We start from the raw sequence: 23,160 nt of genomic DNA, 5'->3' as shown, positions 1-23,160 counted from the left end.
TATACATTAGGTTTATCTGTTAATTTTTAATTGAATACTCTTATGAATAAAAAAATATTGTTTTTAGGGGCTGCTTTATGTTTCTCCCTTACAGCTTGTAATGATTTCTTGGATATTAAACCCAAAGGAATTGTCATTCCTGAAACATGTGATGACTATGAAGCATTGCTCAATGATGCTCAATTGATGAAAGCTTCAGAATCTTATCCTATTTATATGACCGATGACATTCTTCTTTTCGAAGATGATGATATGACAGGAGGATTCAACGGTATGGAGCTTCCTCAGCAGCGCTTGTATACCTTCGACTCCAAGGTATTTGGAGATGGAGAAGATGATGGTTTGTGGACTTATTCTTATCAGCGCATTTATACCTATAATGTAATTATCTCGGATATAATGCAGTCTACCGGTTCTACGGAGAAACATAAAAAGGAAGTGTTGGCTGAAGCATTGGTTGGACGTGCTTTTGAATATCTGACACTGGTCAATGCCTATGCAAAACATTATGATCCCCAAACAGCTTCTACAGATTTGGGAGTACCTCTGAGATTGGATAAAGACATTAATAAAACCAATTTGACTCGTGCTACCGTTCAGGAGGTGTACGACCAGATAAAAAGCGATTTGGATCAGGCTGCCCCTAATTTGCCCGATCGTCCATTACTCAATGCCTATCGTGCTTCCAAACCTGTAGGTTATGGTATGCTTGCCCGTATGTATCTGTATATGGGCGATTATCAGAAAGCATTGGACAATGCCCGTCTTTCGTTAGAGAACAACTCTTCGTTATTGGATTTACGTCAGTATAATGTCGTTAATCCGGAACAATACTTCGGCCGTACCGATTTGCCTCAGGAATTGGCAGACAGCCCGGAAAACATCTATATTCGTAAGATGCCTTATGTATATGGTGTCAACGCTTCCGTATATGGTTCCGAGGATTTATTGTCTCTCTACGACCAGGAGAGCGACAAGCGTTTCTTGCTCTATTTTACAAGAAGACTGGGCGATGTAACCTGTGAAGCAGATCTATATGCCCCTTATGTAAGTTTCAATGTAGCGATGGGTACTCCCGAAATCTATCTGATTGCAGCAGAGTGTGAGGCTCGTATCGGATCGAAAGACCAGGCAATGAACTATATCAATACCTTGCGCGACAACCGTATTCTGAACAATAAAGCATTAAGTGCAAAAAACAATGCCGAAGCATTGCGTATTGTGTTGGAAGAAAGAAGACGAGAGTTGACAATGGTAGGATGTACACGTCTGATTGACTTGAAACGCTTGAACCGCGAGCCGGAATTTGCAAAAACAATCACTCATACAATCAATGGAACAGCATACAAACTTGAGCCTAATTCACCCAAGTATGTATTACCTATACCGCCTACCGTATTGCGTTACAATCCGAATATGCCGGATAATCCTAGAGACTGACATAAAAATAAGATTTTGATATGAAAATAAAATATTGGAGTATGGGAGTTGTATCAGCATTGCTGATCAGTGGATGCCAGATGCAATCTCCTGTACTGGAGGGAACATTAGATGCCATACAGGCTGATTCGTTATACCTTTATCAGGTTACAAACGATTGGTATGGAACATTGGAAAAAGAAGCTGCCATACCGGTAAAAGACGGAACCTTTACATATTCTCTGGACAGTTTGAAGTCTGGTTTGTATGCACTGGCTTTAGAGAATCAGGAAATGTCCCGGGTCACTCATTTTGCAAAGTTCTTTATTGAACCTGTACCCATGAAGGTTACCGTACGTCAAGGCGATTACGAGGAACTGGATTTACAGGTCGAAGGTTCTTCTTTGAACGAACGGTATACATCTTTTGTACACGGATTGAACGTTGCAGGCAATAAGGTAATGCTGGATTCGTTAGACCGTGCTTTCTATGCTGCACGCGATAAAGGTGATACAGCACTGATGGCAAAGATTAAAACAGAGTCTATGCCTTATTACGACAAGAGCAGAGAACAGTCCCGCTTGTTTATTGACCAGGCTATATTAAAGGAACAGCATACAGCCTTTGGACTTTATCTGTATTATACTTACCGTTTTCAGAATCAAACATTCAATACGGTAGGAGCAATCGATACAGTATTTCAGCATTTGCAGGAATATCCGGATGAGGCCCGTCAGATGGTGTTCTATTCTCGTATTACCGATACTTTGGAACGTTTCAGAAAGTGCGCCATAGGAAGCAAAGCCCCCTTTATTGAAGGAGTCGATGCCAATGGCAAGCAAGTTTCTTTAGATAACTTCAAAGGCCGTTATGTATTGGTCGATTTCTGGAGTTCCGGATGTCATTGGTGCCGCCTGGAAACCCCTCATCTTCAGAAAGTCTACGATGCCTTTAAAGATAAGAACTTTACCATACTGGGAGTTTCTTCCGATTACAGTAAAGAAGACTGGTTAAGGGCTATAGACGAAGATAAAAGTTTCTGGAATCAGATTATTGTACCGAGAAAAGAAATCCGTCCTTTGATGGATCGTTATTGCATTGTAGGAATCCCTCATATCATATTGGTAGATCCCTCCGGAATAATTATTGCAAAAGATTTGCGTGGCGAAGATATATATCAAACAGTAGAATCATACATTCAAAATAATTGATAAAATGAAAAAGATAGCTTATTTTCTAGCTATGGGAACCATAGCCTTTGCAGCCTGTACAGAGCAGGCAAAAGAACAGCCCACTACAGTCCATTTAAAAGGTCAGCTCATTGATATGGGCAGTACAGAAGTAACCATGAAATACGATGGTGCGGCAAGTATGTTGGGCGACAGTCGCGATATACATTTGATAACCGATGCAGAAGGCCGTTTCGATACAATTGTTACCATTACCGAACCTACTTACTATTCCATCAGCCGCAATACATTATATCTCACCCCAGGCGATGATATGACTGTAAAAATAACTCCCAACAATAAAGAAGCAGAATTTCAGGGAAAAGGAGCAATAGCCAATAATTATATGAAGTATCGTCTGTTCCCTAAAGGAGGCTCCTTTTTGGAGGCAGGAGAAAATCTGAGAAAAGACTTTGCTTCTACCAAAGCATTGGTAGACAGTCTGGCTCAGGTACGTCAGCAGCAGTTGGATGCACTCGACAGCGTTTCTTCCGAATTCAAGGAACTGGAAACAATGCGTATCAAAGCCGATGTATTAAATAGCTATATCAGTTATGCCGGTTATTCGGGTATGATGTATAAAGCCAAGACTAGAGAGGAAGCCAAGGCTATGTATGATGAATTTAGAAGCCAGCTTACCCCTTATGTGCAACCCATCTTTTCACAGCTTAATCAAGACAAATATCTTGATGTAGCAGTAGTACGCAATGTGTTGGGATATATAGCAGAAGACTCCGGTACAGAGTGGGGAAAAGGTATAACATTGTCTGCCAAGACCAAAGAACTCTACGATGCAGAAAAATATGTTGATATATTAAGAAAAGAAATCAATACGCAGGTAGCAGACAGTGTCCGCCAATACATTGCTACAATGAAGCATGCAGAATTTGCTACAGAAGTAGAAGCGAAGCTGAAACAGGCTTCCCGATTACTTCCCGGACAGCCAGCCTTCGATATCGAGATGAAAGATGTAAACGGTAAGGTATGCCATTTAAGCGACTTGAAAGGAAAGGTTTTATATGTAGATTTATGGGCAACATGGTGCGGTCCGTGTTGTGCCGAATCTCCTCATTTCGAGTCACTGAGTAAAGAATACCAGGGAAAAGACATCGTTTTTGTACCGATTTCTACCGATACAAATAAAAAAGCCTGGTTAGATTATATCAAGATGCACAAGAAAGAGCTGACACAGTATAACACAGTCGATCCCAACATCCGCAGTCAGTGGGGTGTACTCTATATACCCCGTTTTCTGGTCATCGGCAAAGACTTCAAGATTATCAATGCTTATGCACCGGTACCTTCCGATAAGGCCAATATCAAGGCACTGCTGGATGCTGCTCTTGCCCAGAATTAATCCTTGAAATCATACACAGTCAAAAATGCCATTCCCAACAAGGTATCTTCCTTTGTCCGGAATGGCATTTTTATTTTATTCTCTGTAATATACGCTGCTATTTTGAATTTATTGTACCTTTACGCTCTCACTTCAAGATATAAAAGTATGAAAGCAAGTAAATATCTCTGTTTTTTTCTCTTTTGTTTGTTCAGCCAGATTCTTCTGGCCCAGAATAAACTTCTCGATTCCCCTTCCCGCAAGCTCCAGCTGGCAGAGTTTGCCATAGCCAATTTGTACGTCGATAAGGTAGACGAAGACAAGATGGTGGAAACAGCCATTGTCAGTATGCTGGAACAACTCGATCCACACTCCACTTACTCCAATCCTGAGGAAGTGCGTAAGCTGAACGAACCGTTGCAAGGCAATTTCGACGGCATCGGTATCCAGTTTAATATGGCTACCGATACCCTGTTCGTCATTCAGCCGGTATCCGGAGGTCCATCCGAGAAAGCAGGTATTCTGGCAGGCGACCGTATCATTCAGGTAAACGATACCCTGATAGCAGGTGTCAAGATGAGTACCGAAGAAGTGATGCGCCGCTTGCGTGGAAAGAAAGGAACAGAAGTCAATCTGAAAATTATGCGTAGGGGAGTAGACGAACTGCTTTCGTTTACCGTCAAGCGCGACAAGATACCTGTATACAGTCTGGATGCCTCGTATATGGTTACCGATAAAACAGGCTACATCCGTATCAACCGCTTTGCAGCTACTACGGGAAAAGAATTCTCCGAAGCCCTTTCTTCTTTGCAAAAACAGGGAATGAAAGATCTGATTCTCGATTTGCAAGGCAATGGAGGCGGTTATCTCAATGCCGCTATCGACCTTGCCAACCAGTTTTTGGACAAGAAAGAGCTGATAGTTTACACCGAAGGACGGAGAAACCCCCGTTCCGAGTTCCGTGCCGAAGGAAACGGACGCTTCCGCAAAGGCCGTCTCATTGTATTGGTTGATGAGTTTTCGGCTTCTGCCAGCGAGATTGTGTCGGGTGCGGTGCAAGACTGGGACCGTGGAATGATTGTAGGCCGTCGTACCTTTGGAAAGGGACTGGTGCAACGTCCGGTCGATTTGCCAGACGGCTCTATGATACGCCTTACAGTAGCCCGTTATTACACACCTTCGGGACGCTGCATACAGAAACCCTACGAAAGCATCGAACAATACAACCGCGACTTGATAGACCGTTACAACCGCGGAGAAATGTTGAGTGCAGACAGCATTCATTTTCCCGACTCGCTCAAATATACCACTCATAAGTTGGGACGGACTGTATATGGGGGAGGTGGTATTATGCCCGACTATTTTGTTCCGATAGATACCACGATGTATACCGATTATTATCTGGCTTTGCGCGATAAGGGAGCCATCATGCAACTCAATCTGAAACTGATGGACCGTCATCGTACCGAATGGCTGAAACAGTATAAAACCTTTAAACGCTTTAACAAGGAGTTTCAGATAACTCCTGTCATGCTGGAAGAACTGAAGGAAATAGGTAAGTCTGTAGGAGCCGTTTATAAGGAAGAAGAGTATCAAACCGCTCTTCCTCTTCTCAAAACACAGATGAAGGCATTGATAGCCCGCGATCTTTGGAATATGAGTGAGTACTTCCAGGTGATTAATACACAGAACAGCAGCATGCAAAAAGCCTTGGAATTGCTCCAGAAGCCGGGAATGGATTTCCCTGTACGTCAATAGATGTTTGGGGTTGAAGAGCATCAAGTGCGCTGGACGTACCTCCCGGTAATTTAAAATACTACTCCTTTCGTATTCTGTACGAAGGGAGTAGTATTTGTTTTATCAATCATCTTTCCATATAGTTTCAAATTCTTTATTCCATTTTTATTTTCAACTTGATATCTAAGAGATTTTGGTCGTCTTCTTCATAAAAGTCTAATACAATTTCTTCTCTACCATCTTGTCTTGTGAGGATGATTATTCCATTTGGATCATCATCAAATTTGAAATCCCAATTAAAAGCAGATAGATTTGGAATCATGTATAATCCACAATTTGTACTTTGGTCCAACCAAATGAAATATGGTACATTTTCATCTTGGGTTATAGAGTGGACAATTTCCTTTAATTTCCTTTTGTCCTCAAAAGGAATTGTTTCTTTGTATACACATAACCAAGATTTATTTCGTGATAAAAAATCATCCGTATCTACGATGCTTAATAGCTGATTGGTTGTAACCTCAGTTTTTAGAATTCGTCTTAGAGTATTTAAATATTCTGGTAGGTAATTGACTTTGCCAAATAATCTTCTCTTTTTCTGCTCGTATGTTTCGTCGTGCATCTTTTCCATTTATTGTCTTTTGTTACTTTTTGCGTTTATGCTTTGGATTGAATTAGCAAAATGGCAATAATTGATATCTAATATCCATAAAATCCTTTAAGGTCATCTTCGTTTGGAGGAAACATAAAGCATTTTTTCGCATTTTCAGACATTTCGGATGAAAATTCTATGAGTCTTTCTGTAGCTCCCTCTTCTCCATATAATAACATGCAGTAATGGCAGTATGATCCGATAGCCAGCATGTAATTTCCTCTTAGTAGAACTTTTAAATCATCCGAATGTAAAAATGCTATAATGTCCTTTTTGTTTTTCTCTATATAGTCTTTAATAATAGCAATTATCTTTTTTAAATGAAGTACCTCACCTTCCTTATCATTTTGGGCGTGGCATCGCATGGCTTCGCAACGATGTCTTATAATTTTCAAATAAGGATATCCTTGGGCGAATTCAATATTTTTCAAAGAATACACATATTTAACGGCTTTATCGTATTCTTCCATTTCTGCTAAAATTCCTAACTTTCTCAGTTCAAAGAAAGAATACTTTGAATACCCCTTTTCGATAGCTTCTTCTACCAAATAGAGAGCCGAGTCCAAATACTCTTTATGTTTGGGGGAAGTTGTTTGGTACATAAAGATATATTGTGAAGATTCTTCTTTGTAATATTTAAATAGAGAATCTACCAATACAGAGTCGGCAGATGACAAGTCTGCCTTTTTTGCTCCATGATTCTGACAGCTTGCAAAGACGACGGTTAGCAATAATATTTGTAATAGTCTTTTCATTTTAGTATAGATTAAAACAGGTTCTTTAGTGAAGATAAAGTGCGGAGATGCTTTTATAATTTCTCATTACCTTCGTAATCATAATATTTTAAGGTATTGCCAATTATCCAATTATTGATAAAATCAATAAGACTATTATTTGTGATTTCCGGCAAATCAGTTTCGCTATATTCATAGTCATGTTGCCAAAAGACAATCTGATTGGAAAATCCTTGGTTTGTTTTTATTCTTGTATCAAAACAATAGGAGTTTCCGAAGCCATCAGGACTAAAAGGTATCAGATATTCATATTGAGGGTTTATCACCTCGTAATGTTCAAATTGATACGCGTTTACCAGATCATATTTATTTTTTGCAATACCAAGTACTTCATCTCCCATCAGGCTAAATCCATTTGTAATACTTAATAAATATTTATAATCCTCAGGGAGAGGTAAATTAAACTTTGATTCGAATCGAGCTATTTCTTCCTCTAATACAGGATTATTAATCTCTAAAAGGTGAGGTGAGAATCTTAATAACTCTGCTATAATTAGATCAACTTCCTTTTTCATTTCATTTTTGTTCGTATTCATTTTTCCAATATTCTTTTTTTGCTTTATTAAATTCACTTCTATCTATTTGACTTTCTTTATTATGATTTGGATACAAACTGTTGATAAACATATTTTAGTCATCTATTTATCTGTTATGCGTTTACTGATGGAAGGAAACCTCTTCAAATATAGAATTTTAATAGTGTCTCCTATATGATATGTCGTATCTTCTTCGTAGATATCAGTACCAGACTCATAGGTTTTCCCATCTTTTTGGAATACATAGTAGTAATGAGGTTTGACAGAGTATCTACTCAGCTTATTGCGTACTAATACACCGCCTAAAACAGCTTTTCCTTCTTTTCCATATATTGGTAATATTATATATTTTGTAATAAGATTGAAAGAAGGAAGAAAAAAGCATAGTAGAACAAAGCAAGTTAATATTATTTTCCCTTGCTTTAAATCCTTTTTCTCTTTGAGTAGACGCATGTTTCTTCTTTGAATACGTTTTTCTTCGCGTAAGGCTATTTTATCTGGGTTTCTTGTCTTTTTTCGTTTCATCTTATGCCTATTTAAAATCGCATCCAGTTATACTACTATTAATCTCAGGGTTTGATGGTAGATATACAATTATTAATGAATCTCCAACTTTTTTGTCATTATCAGTAATTGTGTGCCCATAATAATACCTTTCCCTAATTTTAAATTTATAATATTGGGTGAATCGTCTCCCAGTTTCGTAAATAGTTCCTACGATGCATTGTCCATTTCTTTTTAGTAAGTATCCTTTATAAAAATTGTTTATGCCTATCGCTCCAATAAATATTACTATAATGGCTATGATAATATTATTACGTGTGAAAATTTTCTTTTGTTTTTTCTTTTCAAGCAAGCGTGCATTTCTTCTTTGAATACGTTTTTCTTCACGTAAGGCTATTTTATCTGGGTTTCTTGTCTTTTTTCGTTTCATCCTATTTCTATGATGTTTCTGTTTTTACTTTTGAGTAAGATTTCCGTTTTTATTCTCGTAACGGTGTGCTTTTCTTTTACATTTCGTTTAGTGCTTCTTCTTCTGGAACTGATTTAATAATTGATGTGTCTCTCATGTAAAAAAAGTTGTATATAGACAGGCTGTCTTTGTATACAATCTCTCTGTTGGGTAGTTTAAGAATGACACTGTCCATATGGTTCAGATATGACTTTGCAACTTTCTTTTGCTTAAGCTTTACAGCTAAAAACAATAAATAAGATCTACCTGCTTGGGGTATATAGACAGAGTCTATATGATTATGAACATCATAATGGCAGTATATTTTGACAGGTTCATTTGTTTTGTTGTAAAATAAAAATGCTTGGGATCTCCAACAGCCTGTAAGTGTAATTATTAATATTGCGATGAATAGCAGGTTTTTCATATTATGAACGATTGGGTTAAATTGTTGTATTCCTCTGTATTCAGTAGTATTATCTGGATTCTGTTTCCATCACCTTTTTCAATTTTTCTGCAAATTCTATATAATCTTGCAATTTGTTTCTTGCTCCGTTGGTAGAATGGGAGTTTTCATCCTCTTTCATATAACTGGATAACTCAGTTTCAAATTTTTGAATGTAATAATTCAGTCTCCATAAGGCAAGATCATTTCTTCCTTCTAAATAGTAGGCAATGGGTAATCTGGTATGACACCAAGTTTCAAACTTGGAGTAAATAAAACCACTTTCCATTTCTGCTATCAAATTTTTTCTGTCCGATATATAGTCCATATAGGGAATGGCTTTTTTAACAACCGTTTGTGTCATATCGTCTATTTGTGGAATTATATCTTCCTCTTTTCGGAATGTCCAGCATAAGTCATCAGTTCTCACAAGGTTGAGCAGCATAGTGTAAAAAGTGCTATAGCTATAATGAGGATAGGGGAAATGAAAGTTGAAGAACTTTCGCTGCAAATCGAATTCATCCTTATAGCCTACTGCAATCCCTGGATATATAGCTTTTACACCAGGATGATAATAGGAGGGAGGAAATTCTATTCTTTGCCACACATTCTTGTTTATATCCCGCGTGAAACAGTTTCCACTTCGTTTTACAAATCCATACGGTGCCAAACGTTCTGCTAAAGCTTGTATAATTTGTTTTTGTAGTTCTTTCATTGTGGATAAAGTAAAATAATGTGAGCTCGAAATACAGATAAATATATTTTGTTGATAATTAATAATATAGTGATAAATGTATTAAACTTATAGCACCGGATTATAAGATTTAAACAATTACCACTATGTTTCCATAGTCTAAAGTTACAGAGATTTATTGTATGGCTGATGATTTATTCCTATGATAATAGATATCTATCCATTTTATGTTTTTATGATTGTATTGTACTACTTGAGTATCAGCAGCATAATCTCCTAATCTCCTGTCTTTTCCATGATAGAGCATAAAATAATAGATGTTACGGTTCAAATTCTCGTAACGGCATGCCTCTCTCTTTCATAGCGTCGTATAGTAGCCCTTTATGGGGAACTGATTTAATAACTGATGTGTCTTTCATGTAGAAAAAGTTATATATAGACAGGCTGTCTTTGTATACAATCTCTCTGTTAGGTAGCTTAAGAATGACACTGTCCATATGGTTTATAAATAAATTGGCAACATTTACAATCTTAAGCTTTACAGTTAAAAATTCAAAAAAACAATCGCCTGATGGGGGGATATAGGCTGAAGAGTCTATATAATTACGGGAATCATAATAGCAATACATTCTGACAGGTTCATTTGTTTTATTATAAAAGGTAAATGCCTGGGATCTCCAACAGCCTGTAAGTGTAATTAATATTGCGATGAATAGCAGTTTTTTCATATTATGAACGATTAGGTTAAATCTTTGTATCGCAAATATATATATATATTCATAATCCAGTATCTGCATCTATGTTTTTTATCTGGGATGTTTCTGATAACGGCATAGGGAGGATTGGGATGGATATATGCTATTTGTTGTCAATAAGAAAACCGGTGATACAAGTAGTCTGCAGAAGATGGATTTTCTTGTAAAACACTTGTTTTCCGCTATTTGATTTTGTATATTTGTAGGAGAACGAAAGGCGTCTCTCTATAAGGAGACACCCGTATCATTGGGCTGGGACGAGTGTCTCTTTGCAATGAGACGAGTGTCTCCTTGCAGTGGGACGCCCGATAAACCTAAATCTTATATTATGGCAATAAAATTTGAATTCTATCGGACACCGGTTACTGCCGGTACCCACAAAAAACGTTATTATCCCAAAGTTATACACTCGCGCTGTGTGGATACTGAAAAACTGTCGCAGGAAATACACAAGTGCTGCACGCTGACTGTGAGTGATGTGCGGGCTGTGCTGATTGCCTTGAGCGAACAGCTTGCTTCTCATCTGGAAAGTGGGGAACGGGTACATCTGGACGGACTGGGATACTTTTCTGTTACATTGAAAGCACCCGAGGTGTCCGATCCTAAAACGACCCGTTCTACCTGCGTCAGTGTAAAGACGGTTCGCTTTCGCCCGGATGCGGAGTTGAAGGAACTGCTGGAAGAGGCAGAAATCAGACGGTCGGACTGGAGGCCGCATTCGCAGGTATGGACCGATGAGGAGATGGAGAAACGGCTGGCCGACTATTTCCGTTCGGAACCTTTCCTGACACGCCGGAAATTTCAGGAGCTTTTTACTCTTACCAGAACAACGGCTCTCCGGTATATCCATCGGCTGATAGAGGAGGGAAAGTTGCGGAATGCCGGCACACGTGCGCAGCCGGTATATGTAGAGGGGAAAACCTCGTCAACATATTAAAGAATTATTTCCGTAATCGCTTGTATTATCTGTGGAAAACATCTAATTTTGCACTGCATATTTTATGTTTTTTTGAGTTGGCAAGTGGATTAGGCTTTCCTCGATTTAACAAAGGTATTCAAAACCTTGTTCACTCGTAACCCGAAACCTTGTCGGTTCAAAAAAAGGCTTGAAAACTCAATCAAAACAATTAAATAATTTTTTAAAATCAATCATTTATGTGGTTAAGTAATTCATCTATTGGACGGAAAGTGGTGATGAGTGTAACTGGTATCGCCCTTGTCCTGTTTCTAACATTTCACATGGCGATGAACCTTGTTGCATTGTTCTCGGGAGAGGCATACAACATGGTTTGTGAGTTCCTCGGAGCAAACTGGTACGCATTGGTAGCTACAGTGGGACTGGCTGCTTTGTTCGTAATTCACATTCTTTATGCTTTCTGGTTGACTGTACAGAACCGTGCAGCTCGCGGTCATGAACGCTATGCAGTGACTGCAAAACCGAAAAACGTAGAATGGGCTTCTCAGAACATGCTGGTACTGGGTATCATTGTAATTCTGGGTCTGGCTCTTCACTTTGTGAACTTCTGGTACAAAATGCAGTTTGCTGAAATCATCGGCAACCCGATGATGGGTGGTCTTCATGCTGCCGACGGTTATGGTTACATCATGCAGACTTTCTCTAACCCGGTATTCTTTGTTCTGTACATCGTTTGGCTGGCTGCCTTGTGGTTCCACCTGACTCACGGTTTCTGGAGTGCTATGCAGACTTTGGGATGGAATAACCAAATCTGGATCAACCGCTGGAAATGCATCTCTAACATCTATTCTACCATCATCGTACTTGGCTTCATGCTGGTAGCTGTTGTATTTTTTGTGAAAAATTTATAAGAGGTAACGAGGTTACAAGGTAACGAGATAACAAGGTTAAGAGATTACAGGGTAACGAGGTAATCAAAGCCTTGTCAACTTGTCAACTGAAGCCTTGTCCTCTCACAATTTAAAATTAAAAACATTATGACTAAGATACTTGATTCTAAGATTCCTGAAGGCCCGATAGCTGAGAAATGGACTAACTATAAAGCTCACCAGAAATTGGTGAACCCGGCTAACAAACGCCGTTTGGATATCATCGTGGTAGGTACTGGTTTGGCAGGTGCTTCTGCTGCTGCTTCACTGGGTGAAATGGGATTCCGTGTATTCAACTTCTGTATTCAGGACTCTCCTCGCCGTGCACACTCTATCGCTGCACAGGGTGGTATCAATGCTGCTAAAAATTATCAGAACGACGGTGACTCTGTATATCGTCTGTTCTACGATACTGTAAAAGGTGGTGACTATCGTGCTCGTGAAGCAAACGTTTACCGTCTGGCTGAAGTTTCAAACAACATTATCGACCAGTGCGTGGCACAGGGTGTTCCTTTTGCTCGCGAATATGGTGGTACACTGGCTAACCGTTCGTTCGGTGGTGCACAGGTATCTCGTACTTTCTATGCGAAAGGTCAGACTGGTCAGCAGTTGTTGCTGGGTGCTTACTCTGCTTTGAGCCGTCAGGTAGGTGCTGGTACTGTAAAATTGTTTACTCGTTACGAAATGCTCGATGTAGTATTGGTTGACGGTCGTGCTCGCGGTATCATCGCTAAGAACCTGGTAACTGGTAAGTTGGAACGTTTCGCTGCTCACGCAGTGGTTATCGCAACAGGTGGATACGGTAACACTTACTTCTTGTCTACTAACGCAATGGCATGTAACGTTACTGCTGCAATGTCTTGCTACCGTAAGGGAGCGATGTTTGCAAATCCGGCTTACGTGCAGATTCACCCGACTTGTATTCCGGTACACGGAGACAAGCAGTCTAAACTGACTTTGATGTCTGAATCTTTGCGTAACGACGGTCGTATCTGGGTTCCGAAGAAACTGGAAGATGCAAAAGCATTGCAGGCTGGTACTAAGAAGGGTAGCGATATTCCTGAAGAAGACCGCGACTATTACTTGGAACGCCGTTATCCGGCATTCGGTAACTTGGTTCCGCGCGACGTGGCTTCACGTGCTGCAAAAGAACGCTGTGACCATGGCTTCGGTGTAAACAACACTGGCTTGGCTGTATTCCTCGACTTCTCTGAAAGTATCGAACGTCTGGGTATCGACGTTGTTCGTCAGCGTTACGGTAACTTGTTTGATATGTACGAAGAAATCACCGACGTAAATCCGGGCGAACTGGCTCGTGAAATCAACGGTGTGAAATATTATAACCCGATGATGATTTATCCGGCTATCCACTATACAATGGGTGGTATCTGGGTAGACTACGAATTGCAGACTACTATCAAGGGTCTGTTTGCTATCGGTGAATGTAACTTCTCTGACCACGGTGCAAACCGTTTGGGTGCTTCTGCTTTGATGCAGGGATTGGCAGACGGTTACTTCGTATTGCCTTATACTATCCAGAACTATTTGGCAGACCAGATTACTGTGCCTCGCTTCTCTACAGATCTTCCTGAATTTGCTGAAGCTGAAAAGGCTGTACAGGCTAAGATCGATCACCTGATGAATATCAAGGGTAAGAAGTCTGTAGACTCTATCCACAAGGAATTGGGTCGCGTAATGTGGGAATATGTAGGTATGGGACGTACTGCCGAAGGTTTGAAGACCGGTTTGGCTAAGTTGAAAGAAATCCGCAAGGAATTCGAAACTGAACTGTTTATCCCGGGTGCAAAAGAAGGTATGAACATCGAGCTTGACAAGGCTTTCCGTCTGGACGACTTTATCACAATGGGTCAGCTTATCGCTTACGATGCGTTGAACCGTGAAGAATCTTGTGGTGGTCACTTCCGTGAAGAACACCAGACTGAAGAAGGTGAAGCTAAACGTGATGACGAAAACTTCTTCTACGTGGCTTGCTGGGAATACCAGGGAAGCGACGACAAGGCTCCGGTATTGTACAAAGAACCATTGGTTTACGAAGCAATCAAAGTACAGACTCGAAATTACAAATCTTAAGTTGAATACAGTTGACAAGGTGACGAGTTGACAAGTTGACAAGGCTTTAAAATGTGTAACCATAAAGATTTAATTGTATGGCAGAAAGCTATCTTTCTTGTGCAACGTCTGTATGAGATTACGCGTTTTTTTCCAAAGGATGAGATCTATGGAATTACTTCTCAGATGAGGAGAGCAGCTGTTTCTGTTCCGTCTAACATAGCGGAGGGATTCGGTAGAGGACATGACAGAGAGTTACTTCATTTTCTATATATGTCTTTAGGCTCCGCTTCTGAACTGGAAACTCAGTTGATTATTTCTCGCAATATTCAATATTTGTTTGAAGAACAGTACGAAGAGTTGAATGGGCTGAATAATGAGATAATCAGAATGCTCACTTCTTTAATCTCAAAGAGAAGTGCTTTTATGGAAAAGAAGGGTTTTTAAAACCTTGTTCCCTTGTCCCCTGAAACCTGGTCTACTTTAAATAATAGACAAAATGGATAAAAATATATCATTTACGCTGAAAGTTTGGCGTCAGAACGGACCGAAGGAAAAAGGTCATTTCGATACATTCCAGATGAAGGATATCCCGGGTGATACTTCATTCCTGGAAATGCTGGATATCTTGAACGAGCAGTTGATCGAAGAAGGTAAAGAACCGGTGGTATTCGACCATGACTGCCGCGAAGGTATCTGCGGTATGTGTTCTTTGTATATCAACGGACATCCTCACGGACCTGCTACAGGTGCAACTACTTGCCAGATCTACATGCGCCGTTTCAAAGATGGTGATGTAATCACTGTAGAACCATGGCGTTCTGCCGGTTTCCCGGTTATCAAAGACTTGATGGTAGACCGTACTGCTTACGATAAGATTATGCAGGCTGGTGGTTTCATTAGTGTACGTACTGGTGCTCCTCAGGATGCAAATGCAATCCTGATTCCGAAACCAATCGCAGACGAAGCAATGGATGCTGCTTCTTGTATCGGTTGTGGTGCATGTGTAGCTGCTTGTAAGAATGGTTCGGCTATGTTGTTCGTTTCTGCTAAAGTTAGCCAGTTGAACCTGTTGCCTCAGGGTAAACCGGAAGCTTTGCGTCGTGCTAAAGCAATGATTGCAAAAATGGACGAACTGGGATTCGGTAACTGTACAAATACTCGTGCATGTGAAGCTGAATGTCCGAAGTGCGTTTCTATCAGCAACATCGCTCGCTTGAACCGCGACTTTATCAAGGCTAAACTGAAAGACTGATAGGAGTTTGTTCTCCGTGAAATAGAATTTTGAGGAAGTTGTGTGGAATGTAAATTCTGCACAACTTCTTTTTTTGCACGTATGCAAGGGGAGAAGAAAGGAACTGGCTTCTTTTCAAACGTTGATAAACGTAAAATAACTTTAAACGGATTGTGATAGATTGATTTTCTATTGGATTTTTATTGCGAAAGTGTTACATTTGTGTCGTGATTTTTTTCATAGTATTAGATTTAAGGTTAACAAGGTTGGGAGAAAGCGTTCTCCCATTTTTTTTGCCCTTTACTGATTGCTCCGGAAACCGGACGGTCTGCCGGTTGTTTCCGGAAATCTTAGATCAGTTTATACATTCCTCCTGCCAGTGTGCGGACCATTCCTTTTAATTCCAGTTCGAACAGAATACCGGTGAGACGGTTAATGGCAATGTTGCTGGCTACTACCAGTGCATTGATTTGTATGCCTTCGGGCTGAGCGGACAGCAGACTGATGATTTTTTCTTCTTCGTCCGACAGGTCGGGGAAGAGTTGCCGCTGAATGGCCTGTGGGGGCTGTACGGAAGGGGTGTTCCAGTTCATGGCTTCTACAAATTGGGCCGCGTCTTGCAGAAGGGCAGCGCGGTTGAGACGAATGAGCTGGTTGCAGCCTGCCGAATAAGGAGCATCGATACGTCCGGGAAAGGCAAAGCAGTCGCGGTTGTAGCTTTCGGCAATTCCGGCAGTAATGAGTGAACCTCCTTTCTCGGCAGATTCTATCACAAGGGTGGCATCGCTGATGCCGGCTACAATGCGGTTTCGTTTTACGAAGTTTTGCTTGTCGGGATTGGTGCCGCTCATAAACTCGGTGAGCAGTCCGCCTTGCGAAAGCATATCGGCAGCTGTACGGCGGTGTACACTGGGATAGATGCGGTCTAAGCCGTGTGCCAGTACGCCTACCGTGTCGATGCCGTATTGCAGGGCAGCACGGTGAGCGTGGATGTCGATGCCGTATGCCAGTCCGCTTACTACCAGTACATCGGGCAGGAGGGCCTGTAGCTCTTTCAGAAAGCGGAGGCAGATGTCTTTGCCGTATTCGGTGGCGTTGCGGGTACCTACCATGCTGATGATGTGACGGCGGTTGAGGTCGGCTGTACCCCGGTAGAAGAGTACGAGGGGAGCGTCGTTGCATTCGCGAAGCCGTGAGGGGTAAGCCTCGTCTAAGGCTGTCAGGCAGGTAATGTGGTTTTTCTCTGCAAAACGGAGCTCTGCTTCGCAAAGGCGCAATACGTCCAGAGCATCGAGAGCCTGAAGGATTCGGTCGGGAAGCTCCGGTATTCTTTCTTTCAGTGTCTTTCTTTCTTCAAACAAAACAGAGGCACTGCCGGCTGCCTGTATCAGCTGGTGGGCAGTGATAAGGCCGATACCCGGTAAAAGAGGGAGGGCCAGCCGGTATAGAAGTTCTTCTTGTTTCATTTCGATAGGTAAGGAGCAAATACGGTGTCGAAGAGTTCGCTGTTTCCTAAGCGGCCGTGTACTACACAGACGGTTTCTACGGTAGCTTTGATGACGACTTTCATGTCGGGAAGGCGGAAGATGTCCTGATAAAATACGTATTTGATGCCTTCTTTCTTGAGATAGAGCTTGGAGACAAACTCATCGCCGCTTTTAAGTGGGGTCTTGAAGGCCATATTGAGGCGGGCTACTACGGGGTCGATGCCTTCGGTGTGGAGTTGGGCGAAACTGATGCCGGTAGCAGACAGAAATTCGTGACGGGTGTGCTCTATGTAGTGCTGGTAGTTGGCGTTGTTTACGATGCCCTGCAAATCGCATTCGTAATCGCGTACCTTCATTTTTAGTTCGTAAACGTATTTTTCCATGCTGTTTCTTGATTATGTGACTTTACAAAGTTAATGATTTTTGTGTCTATACCTACGATCTGCCTGAAATTCGTATCTTTGCCGAAAACAGAGGAAAGGATGATTACACTTTATGCAGCCCCTTTGCAGGGATTTACAGAAGCAGTGTGGCGGAATGCGCATGCAGAAGCGTTTGGAGGTATTGATGCCTATTACAGCCCTTTTGTGAGGCTGGAGAAGGGGGATTTCCGAAATAAAGACCGTCGGGATGTGGCTCCGGAGAATAACCGGGGGGTGCATCTTATTCCGCAACTGGTGGCTGGAGAAGTGGACGAATTGTGCAAGATAACCGATTTTCTGGTGGAACTGGGATACCGGAAGGTGGATGTGAATATGGGATGTCCGTTTCCTCTGATTGCGAATCGGGGGAAGGGATCGGGCATTTTGCCTTACCCGGACCGGGTGGGGGCGTTGCTCAAGGCAATGGAGCGTTATCCGCAGGTGGCTTTCTCGGTGAAGATGCGGCTGGGCTGGCAGGAGCAGGAGGAATGGAAAGCGATTCTTCCGCTGCTGAATGACTCGTGTGTGCATCGTATCGTGTTGCATCCTCGTATCGGGAAACAGCAGTATAAGGGGGAGGTGAACACGAAGGCTTTTATGGAGTTTTACAGGGAGTGCCGTATTCCGCTTGTGTATAATGGTGATTTGTGTGGTGTGGCTGATATGTACGAATGGGTGGACAGGGCTCCGGATTTGTGTGGGCTGATGTTGGGACGGGGACTGCTGGCAAATCCGTCGCTGGCAGATGAATTCCGTACGGGACATATGCCCGGGCAGACTGAACTGTATCGGAAGGTGGAGCATATGCACATGCGGATGGTGGAAGGGTATCGCCGTCAGATTGAGGGGGGAGAGGCACAATTGCTGGGCAAGTTGAAGACAATGTGGGAGTATTTGCTGCCACAGATGGATAAGAAGGCGCGTAAGGCGATTTTGAAGAGCAACAGGCTGGATGGCTATCTGCTGGCTGTGGAAAATGCGCTGAGGGGATAGAACGGCAGCCGGTAGTGAATCATGGATAAGGCGGGTAGGAACGGGCCGGCTCCGGCGGGAGATGAATGGTGTGACCGACCCGATGGACAGTGATTATTCTTTCTTTTGTTTCAGATATTCGTAGCCGATACGGCAATAAAGGCATTTCTTTGTATCGCAATAGTTCTTTTTCAACTGAATGAGGGCCTGACTGTCGCCGGCATGGGCGGCTTCCAGACCGCATTCTTTCCATAATCGGACAATGTAATTGTTTTCGGGCTTTAGTTCTTCCAGGAACTGGCTGGCACGCTGGCAGAGGAGTTCGTTGCCTTTGTGCTTGCCGTATGCATACAGAAAGGGAACGACTGTGTTGATGATGAGTAGGTCGATAGACGACTGGCTCAGGGTTTTGGGACGGGAAGGAGAAGGGGTACCGAAACTGTAATGGGTGAGCCAGTATGTGGAGGTGCCTCCTTTGAGCAGGTCGCGCAGGTCTTTCAGGGTGGAGAGTTCGAGCAGGCGCGACAACATTCCCTGGGAGCGGTGATAAAGACACGCCAGTTGGGCAATGCGGATATGGGGGAAGTTGCCTGGACGCATGCGCAGGAACCGCCAGTGACAGTCGGTAGAAGGCTGTAACTGGAATTTGTGTTGCAGATAGGTGTATTCCTTGATAAGTTTCTCTGTGTATTCGTCGTGGGGAAGTTCTTGCAGGAGCCCGGCTTGTCCGAAGAAGAAGGCTTCTATCTGGAACAGATTGTCGCGGTGTTTGTTGACGGCGGCAAGGGGGACTTGTCTGGCCCAGAACTCGAAGGTATCGCTGTTTACTCCGAAACCGAAGTTGCGGGCAAGGGTGATGAAGAAGGCGGTTTCCCAGTCTTTTCCGCAATGTTCCAGACGCTCGGCTATTTGCCGGGCTTTGTTTTCGAAACGTTCGGTTTGCAGCCGTGACATCCAGCTGTGCAGCAGGAAGGAAGAGAGTCGGGGAATGAGGGAGAAGCAGGCGGGATAGCGGTCGGTTTGCAGGAGTTCTTCGTAGTTCTCTGCCAGTTGTGGCGGACAGTGAAGCTCCAGTTGGGGTATCTGCTCGCCGTTGGTGCGGGTTACTGCGGTGTCGATATCGGAAGCTACGTGCAGGATGACAGAATCGTATGCTGTATCCTGATGATGACGGTGGCGGTACCAGTCGGAAGCACGCTGGTGTATTTCTACATTACCTACCCAAAGTACGCCTTGTATCTTGATTTTGGCATTGAAAAAGTCAGCTCCGGCATGTGGGTTGGGAAGTCCCGGATCGATGACTTCGATGGATTCTCCCTCGGGGGTGTGCAGATGTTGCAGAGGGAAAAGCTTGTGTTTCCATACATAGTGTAGAAGTTGCTCCATGTTAACGAGGTATAAATGTATCTCAAAAGTAATGATTAATAATGAGAAACACTATCTTTGTACAGAAAAAAGAAGATAATTATGAAAATTGCATTAATTGGATATGGAAAGATGGGCAAAGAGATAGAGAAGATTGCTGTTGCCCGCGGACATGAGATTGTAAGTATTATTGATATAAATAACCGTCAGGATTTTGAGTCGGAAGCTTTCCGTTCGGCAGATGTAGCCATCGAGTTTACAGCACCTGCTGTGGCTTACGACAATTGCCTGAGTGCCTTCCGCAATGGAGTGAAAGTGGTATCGGGAAGTACCGGATGGATGGGTGAACATGGAGAGGAAATGCGCAGACTGTGCGAGGAGGAAGGAAAGACACTGTTCTGGTCGTCGAATTTCAGCTTGGGCGTGGCTGTGTTTGCAGCGGTCAACAAGTATCTTGCCAAGATTATGAATAATTTCCCGAATTATGAGGTATCGATGGTGGAAACACATCATGTGCATAAACTGGATGCACCGAGTGGTACTGCCATTACACTGGCAGAAGGTATTCTGGAAAATCTGGACCGCAAGGATAAGTGGGTGATGGGTACGCTGACTGCTCCGGATGGTACTGTGAGCGGAACGACTGAATGTGCTGCCAATGAATTGCCGGTGAGTGCCATCCGCGAAGGAGAGGTGCCGGGTATCCATACTATCCGTTATGAATCGGAGGCAGACTCTATCATTATCACACACGATGCAAAGAACCGCAAGGGGTTTGCTTTGGGAGCTGTACTGGCTGCTGAGTATACGGCTGCACATACAGGATTTCTGGGTATGAATGATTTATTCAAGTTTTAATTTATGATACAGGCTTCGCGTACGCAGTGGATCAAGTTCGGAGTAATTCTGGCCTTGTATCTCTTGTTTCTGTTATGGCTGAAAAGCTGGTTGGGACTGATTGTGGTTCCGTTTATCTTTGATGTGTATATTTCGAAGAAGATTCCCTGGACATGGTGGAAGACTGCCAAGAATCAGACGGTAAGAACCGTGATGAGCTGGGTGGATGCCATTGTCTTTGCATTGGTGGCGATTTATTTTGTGAATCTGTATTTCTTCCAGAATTATGTGATTCCTTCTTCTTCACTGGAGAAGTCGCTGCTGGTAGGTGACTATCTTTTTGTGAGTAAGATGAGTTACGGTGCCCGTATTCCTCAGACACCGCTTCATATGCCGCTTACACAGCATACATTGCCGGTTTTGAACTGTAAGTCGTATCTGGACTGGCCCAAATGGGAGTATAAGCGTGTAAAGGGACTGGGTACGGTGCAGCTGAATGATATTGTGGTGTTCAATTTCCCGGCTGGAGACAGTGTGGTGAGTGCCATCCCTAATGATGATTTGTATCGCATCAGTTATCAGTTGGGCAAGCAGCTTTCCAAACCGGTCGATATGGCTTCGCTGACTGTAGAACAGCAGCGTCAGGTATTCGACTTTTATTATCATGCCGGAAGGGAATACATTGACCAGAATCCGCAGGATTATGGAAAGATTCTGGTGCGTCCGGTAGACCGCAGAGAGAATTATGTGAAACGCTGTGTGGGATTGCCCGGACAGACGCTGGAGATAAAAGACCGCATTATTTATCTGGACGGAAAGGCCAACAAGGAGCCGGATAATGTGCAGTATCGTTATTTTGTATATACCAAAGGACAGTTGCCAGAGGAGCTCTGTCACGAATTGGGTATCAGCAAGGAGAATCTGGGAATGTATTATGCCGATGAATCGGTGTATAACATGCCGCTGACAAAGAAAACGAAAGAGGCTTTGCTGGCTCGGAAAGATTTGGTGATTCGTATTCAGGAGGTGGCTGATGATGATGCCGGAGGACTTTATCCGCTGAATAAGCTTACCGGATGGACGGTGGATAATTACGGTCCGATATGGATACCGAAGAAAGGGGCTACCATCGACTTGACTTTGGATAATCTGCCGCTGTACGAACGACCGATTGCTGCTTACGAAGGAAATACACTTGAAGTGAAGGATGGAAAGATTTTCATCAACGGACAGCAGACCAGTCAATATACTTTTAAAATGGATTATTACTGGATGATGGGAGATAACCGTCATGATTCTGCCGATTCGCGTTTCTGGGGATTTGTGCCCGAAGACCATATCGTAGGTAAGCCTATCTTTATCTGGTTGTCTTTGGATCAGGACAGAGGATGGCTGAATGGCAAGATTCGCTGGAACCGTCTGCTGAAGTGTGTGGATAATATCAAATAAAGAACCGGATAGTGAAAAACCGTTGGGGCGTATGGCTGAGGCTGATGGCAATGACTGTTATTGCTGTTTTGCTGATAAAAACCCTGCTTATAACCTCTTGTTTCATTCCGTCGTCGGGTATGGAGAATACGTTGTACCAGGGCGAAGGGGTTTTGGTAAGTAAGTGGAGTTATGGGCTGCGTGTGCCTTTCCCCTCTGTGTTCGGATATCATCGTATTGGAGAACAGCCGGTGAAACGTGGAGATATCGTGCTGTTCAACAATCCGAATCCGTCTGATAAAGACCGTAGAATAGAAAACCGGGAGTTGTTTATCAGTCGCTGTATCGGTACGGCAGGAGATACGCTGATGCTGAACCGGGAACTGATTGATACTGCCGGTAAGGTATTCAGTCCGGACAGTAAATCGCTTTATTGTTATCCGGCTTCCTGCGAAGACAGTGTACGGATGATGCTGGATTCGCTGAGAATAAGTGGCAATGCACTGGTAGGATATACACCGGAAGGAGCATATATACGGAGTTTCAGTCATTATGAATATTATCTGCTGACACAGCTTGCGGGAGAGCGTATTCCTTTCTCGCTGTATCAGGATGGAATAAAGGAAAAGGCGTATCCTTATGTGGTGCCGCAAAAGGGAAGAGCTGTAGAGGTGCATCCGTGGAATCGGGCATTGCTGTGTAATACTATCCGTAATCATGAACATAAAAGGGCTGAGATTCGTCGGGATACATTGTTCGTAGAGGGAAAGCCAGTGAAAATGTATGTATTCAGCAAAAACTATTATTGGATGGCTTCTAACAATCCGGTGAATCTGTGCGATTCGCGGCTGTTCGGTTTTGTACCCGAAGATCATATTATCGGGAAGGCTCTTTATGTGTGGTTTACCTCGCAGAAAGGGAGATTTTTTCAACGTATAGAATAAGGAATAT

22 protein-coding genes are annotated in these 23,160 nt (G+C 42.7%); 13 read left to right on the top strand and 9 right to left on the bottom strand.

Features of this window, described 5'->3' with window-relative positions; translation table 11 throughout:
* Positions 1 to 42 precede the first annotated feature (42 nt).
* The 4 genes from O6P32_RS06395 to O6P32_RS06380 all read left to right on the top strand — a co-directional run bounded on the left by O6P32_RS06395 (position 43) and on the right by O6P32_RS06380 (position 5,742).
* On the top strand, positions 43 to 1,440 hold the full coding sequence (locus O6P32_RS06395; protein ID WP_269877507.1) for a RagB/SusD family nutrient uptake outer membrane protein: 1,398 nt from the start codon (positions 43 to 45) through the stop codon (positions 1,438 to 1,440).
* 20 nt (positions 1,441 to 1,460) lie between these two features.
* Positions 1,461 to 2,630, top strand: a complete 1,170-nt coding sequence (locus O6P32_RS06390) for a TlpA disulfide reductase family protein (RefSeq protein ID WP_269877505.1) — start codon at positions 1,461 to 1,463, stop codon at positions 2,628 to 2,630.
* Positions 2,631 to 2,634: 4 nt separating this feature from the next.
* Positions 2,635 to 4,005 (top strand): TlpA family protein disulfide reductase, encoded by a 1,371-nt coding sequence (locus O6P32_RS06385; RefSeq protein WP_269877504.1) that lies wholly within the window; start codon positions 2,635 to 2,637, stop codon positions 4,003 to 4,005.
* 147 nt (positions 4,006 to 4,152) lie between these two features.
* Positions 4,153 to 5,742 carry a S41 family peptidase gene (locus tag O6P32_RS06380; RefSeq protein ID WP_269877502.1) on the top strand — a complete coding sequence of 530 codons (1,590 nt, stop codon included), beginning with the start codon at positions 4,153 to 4,155 and terminating at the stop codon, positions 5,740 to 5,742.
* A gap of 133 nt (positions 5,743 to 5,875) precedes the next feature.
* Here the strand turns inward: O6P32_RS06380 and O6P32_RS06375 are convergent, their stop codons facing one another.
* From O6P32_RS06375 to O6P32_RS06350, 6 genes are all read right to left on the bottom strand, one after another.
* Positions 5,876 to 6,352 (bottom strand): hypothetical protein, encoded by a 477-nt coding sequence (locus tag O6P32_RS06375; RefSeq protein ID WP_269877501.1) that lies wholly within the window; start codon positions 6,350 to 6,352, stop codon positions 5,876 to 5,878.
* Positions 6,353 to 6,420: 68 nt separating this feature from the next.
* On the bottom strand, positions 6,421 to 7,128 hold the full coding sequence (locus O6P32_RS06370) for a hypothetical protein (protein WP_269877500.1): 708 nt from the start codon (positions 7,126 to 7,128) through the stop codon (positions 6,421 to 6,423).
* 53 nt (positions 7,129 to 7,181) lie between these two features.
* Entirely contained in the window at positions 7,182 to 7,682 is a 501-nt protein-coding gene (locus O6P32_RS06365; RefSeq protein WP_269877497.1) for an SMI1/KNR4 family protein, read from the bottom strand.
* Positions 7,683 to 7,805: 123 nt separating this feature from the next.
* Positions 7,806 to 8,228 (bottom strand): hypothetical protein, encoded by a 423-nt coding sequence (locus O6P32_RS06360; protein WP_269877496.1) that lies wholly within the window; start codon positions 8,226 to 8,228, stop codon positions 7,806 to 7,808.
* A 7-nt stretch (positions 8,229 to 8,235) separates the two neighbouring features.
* The gene (locus O6P32_RS06355) at positions 8,236 to 8,637 is read right to left on the bottom strand and encodes a hypothetical protein (RefSeq protein WP_269877495.1); all 402 of its coding nucleotides are present in this window, start codon (positions 8,635 to 8,637) and stop codon (positions 8,236 to 8,238) included.
* A gap of 494 nt (positions 8,638 to 9,131) precedes the next feature.
* Positions 9,132 to 9,815, bottom strand: coding sequence for a hypothetical protein (locus tag O6P32_RS06350; RefSeq protein WP_269877493.1), 684 nt, complete (start codon positions 9,813 to 9,815; stop codon positions 9,132 to 9,134).
* Positions 9,816 to 10,877: 1,062 nt separating this feature from the next.
* On the opposite strand from O6P32_RS06350, the gene O6P32_RS06345 reads away from it, so the two are divergent.
* The 5 genes from O6P32_RS06345 (at position 10,878) to O6P32_RS06325 (ending at position 15,719) form a co-directional block, all read left to right on the top strand.
* The gene (locus tag O6P32_RS06345; protein ID WP_269877492.1) at positions 10,878 to 11,486 is read left to right on the top strand and encodes an HU family DNA-binding protein; all 609 of its coding nucleotides are present in this window, start codon (positions 10,878 to 10,880) and stop codon (positions 11,484 to 11,486) included.
* 218 nt (positions 11,487 to 11,704) lie between these two features.
* Positions 11,705 to 12,376 (top strand): succinate dehydrogenase/fumarate reductase cytochrome b subunit, encoded by a 672-nt coding sequence (locus O6P32_RS06340; RefSeq protein WP_178267383.1) that lies wholly within the window; start codon positions 11,705 to 11,707, stop codon positions 12,374 to 12,376.
* 126 nt (positions 12,377 to 12,502) lie between these two features.
* Positions 12,503 to 14,485: a fumarate reductase/succinate dehydrogenase flavoprotein subunit gene (locus O6P32_RS06335; protein WP_269877491.1), complete on the top strand. Its 1,983-nt coding sequence runs from the start codon at positions 12,503 to 12,505 to the stop codon at positions 14,483 to 14,485.
* 51 nt (positions 14,486 to 14,536) lie between these two features.
* Positions 14,537 to 14,911, top strand: coding sequence for a four helix bundle protein (locus tag O6P32_RS06330; RefSeq protein ID WP_269877490.1), 375 nt, complete (start codon positions 14,537 to 14,539; stop codon positions 14,909 to 14,911).
* Between the two features lie 52 nt (positions 14,912 to 14,963).
* Positions 14,964 to 15,719, top strand: coding sequence for a succinate dehydrogenase/fumarate reductase iron-sulfur subunit (locus tag O6P32_RS06325; RefSeq protein ID WP_178267380.1), 756 nt, complete (start codon positions 14,964 to 14,966; stop codon positions 15,717 to 15,719).
* 329 nt (positions 15,720 to 16,048) lie between these two features.
* Here O6P32_RS06325 and dprA read toward each other — a convergent pair whose 3' ends face one another.
* Positions 16,049 to 17,164, bottom strand: coding sequence for a DNA-processing protein DprA (gene dprA, locus O6P32_RS06320; protein WP_269877489.1), 1,116 nt, complete (start codon positions 17,162 to 17,164; stop codon positions 16,049 to 16,051).
* Positions 17,161 to 17,568 (bottom strand): acyl-CoA thioesterase, encoded by a 408-nt coding sequence (locus tag O6P32_RS06315; RefSeq protein ID WP_178267378.1) that lies wholly within the window; start codon positions 17,566 to 17,568, stop codon positions 17,161 to 17,163. Before O6P32_RS06315 ends, dprA begins: the two co-directional genes overlap by 4 nt.
* Positions 17,569 to 17,670: 102 nt before the next feature.
* Between O6P32_RS06315 and O6P32_RS06310 the strand changes: the two genes are divergently transcribed.
* Complete coding sequence (locus O6P32_RS06310) at positions 17,671 to 18,600, top strand: tRNA-dihydrouridine synthase family protein (RefSeq protein ID WP_269877523.1); 930 nt, start codon at positions 17,671 to 17,673, stop codon at positions 18,598 to 18,600.
* A 93-nt stretch (positions 18,601 to 18,693) separates the two neighbouring features.
* On the opposite strand, the gene O6P32_RS06305 is transcribed toward O6P32_RS06310, so the two are convergent.
* Entirely contained in the window at positions 18,694 to 19,965 is a 1,272-nt protein-coding gene (locus tag O6P32_RS06305) for a DUF2851 family protein (protein WP_178267377.1), read from the bottom strand.
* 81 nt (positions 19,966 to 20,046) lie between these two features.
* On the opposite strand from O6P32_RS06305, the gene dapB reads away from it, so the two are divergent.
* The 3 genes from dapB to lepB are packed head-to-tail and all read left to right on the top strand — an operon-like array spanning position 20,047 to position 23,153.
* Positions 20,047 to 20,802, top strand: a complete 756-nt coding sequence (dapB, locus tag O6P32_RS06300; RefSeq protein ID WP_178267376.1) for a 4-hydroxy-tetrahydrodipicolinate reductase — start codon at positions 20,047 to 20,049, stop codon at positions 20,800 to 20,802.
* A gap of 3 nt (positions 20,803 to 20,805) precedes the next feature.
* Positions 20,806 to 22,230 carry a S26 family signal peptidase gene (locus tag O6P32_RS06295; RefSeq protein ID WP_269877487.1) on the top strand — a complete coding sequence of 475 codons (1,425 nt, stop codon included), beginning with the start codon at positions 20,806 to 20,808 and terminating at the stop codon, positions 22,228 to 22,230.
* 44 nt (positions 22,231 to 22,274) lie between these two features.
* Positions 22,275 to 23,153: a signal peptidase I gene (lepB, locus tag O6P32_RS06290; protein ID WP_269877521.1), complete on the top strand. Its 879-nt coding sequence runs from the start codon at positions 22,275 to 22,277 to the stop codon at positions 23,151 to 23,153.
* The last annotated feature ends 7 nt before the right edge of the window (positions 23,154 to 23,160 follow it).

The sequence above is a fragment of the Phocaeicola acetigenes genome (assembly GCF_027529745.1).
Lineage (GTDB): Bacteria > Bacteroidota > Bacteroidia > Bacteroidales > Bacteroidaceae > Phocaeicola > Phocaeicola acetigenes.
Note: the sequence above shows the minus strand (reverse complement) of the source record. Positions and strands in the feature narration are given on the sequence as shown.

Bases quoted from the DNA above. Each gene is read 5' to 3' on its own strand.
- O6P32_RS06395 (WP_269877507.1), top strand. From the start codon at position 43: ATGAATAAAAAAATATTGTTTTTAGGGGCTGCTTTATGTTTCTCCCTT.
- O6P32_RS06390 (WP_269877505.1), top strand. From the start codon at position 1,461: ATGAAAATAAAATATTGGAGTATGGGAGTTGTATCAGCATTGCTGATC.
- O6P32_RS06385 (WP_269877504.1), top strand. From the start codon at position 2,635: ATGAAAAAGATAGCTTATTTTCTAGCTATGGGAACCATAGCCTTTGCA.
- O6P32_RS06380 (WP_269877502.1), top strand. From the start codon at position 4,153: ATGAAAGCAAGTAAATATCTCTGTTTTTTTCTCTTTTGTTTGTTCAGC.
- O6P32_RS06375 (WP_269877501.1), bottom strand. From the start codon at position 6,352: ATGGAAAAGATGCACGACGAAACATACGAGCAGAAAAAGAGAAGATTA.
- O6P32_RS06370 (WP_269877500.1), bottom strand. From the start codon at position 7,128: ATGAAAAGACTATTACAAATATTATTGCTAACCGTCGTCTTTGCAAGC.
- O6P32_RS06365 (WP_269877497.1), bottom strand. From the start codon at position 7,682: ATGAAAAAGGAAGTTGATCTAATTATAGCAGAGTTATTAAGATTCTCA.
- O6P32_RS06360 (WP_269877496.1), bottom strand. From the start codon at position 8,228: ATGAAACGAAAAAAGACAAGAAACCCAGATAAAATAGCCTTACGCGAA.
- O6P32_RS06355 (WP_269877495.1), bottom strand. From the start codon at position 8,637: ATGAAACGAAAAAAGACAAGAAACCCAGATAAAATAGCCTTACGTGAA.
- O6P32_RS06350 (WP_269877493.1), bottom strand. From the start codon at position 9,815: ATGAAAGAACTACAAAAACAAATTATACAAGCTTTAGCAGAACGTTTG.
- O6P32_RS06345 (WP_269877492.1), top strand. From the start codon at position 10,878: ATGGCAATAAAATTTGAATTCTATCGGACACCGGTTACTGCCGGTACC.
- O6P32_RS06340 (WP_178267383.1), top strand. From the start codon at position 11,705: ATGTGGTTAAGTAATTCATCTATTGGACGGAAAGTGGTGATGAGTGTA.
- O6P32_RS06335 (WP_269877491.1), top strand. From the start codon at position 12,503: ATGACTAAGATACTTGATTCTAAGATTCCTGAAGGCCCGATAGCTGAG.
- O6P32_RS06330 (WP_269877490.1), top strand. From the start codon at position 14,537: ATGTGTAACCATAAAGATTTAATTGTATGGCAGAAAGCTATCTTTCTT.
- O6P32_RS06325 (WP_178267380.1), top strand. From the start codon at position 14,964: ATGGATAAAAATATATCATTTACGCTGAAAGTTTGGCGTCAGAACGGA.
- dprA (WP_269877489.1), bottom strand. From the start codon at position 17,164: ATGAAACAAGAAGAACTTCTATACCGGCTGGCCCTCCCTCTTTTACCG.
- O6P32_RS06315 (WP_178267378.1), bottom strand. From the start codon at position 17,568: ATGGAAAAATACGTTTACGAACTAAAAATGAAGGTACGCGATTACGAA.
- O6P32_RS06305 (WP_178267377.1), bottom strand. From the start codon at position 19,965: ATGGAGCAACTTCTACACTATGTATGGAAACACAAGCTTTTCCCTCTG.
- dapB (WP_178267376.1), top strand. From the start codon at position 20,047: ATGAAAATTGCATTAATTGGATATGGAAAGATGGGCAAAGAGATAGAG.
- O6P32_RS06295 (WP_269877487.1), top strand. From the start codon at position 20,806: ATGATACAGGCTTCGCGTACGCAGTGGATCAAGTTCGGAGTAATTCTG.
- lepB (WP_269877521.1), top strand. From the start codon at position 22,275: ATGGCAATGACTGTTATTGCTGTTTTGCTGATAAAAACCCTGCTTATA.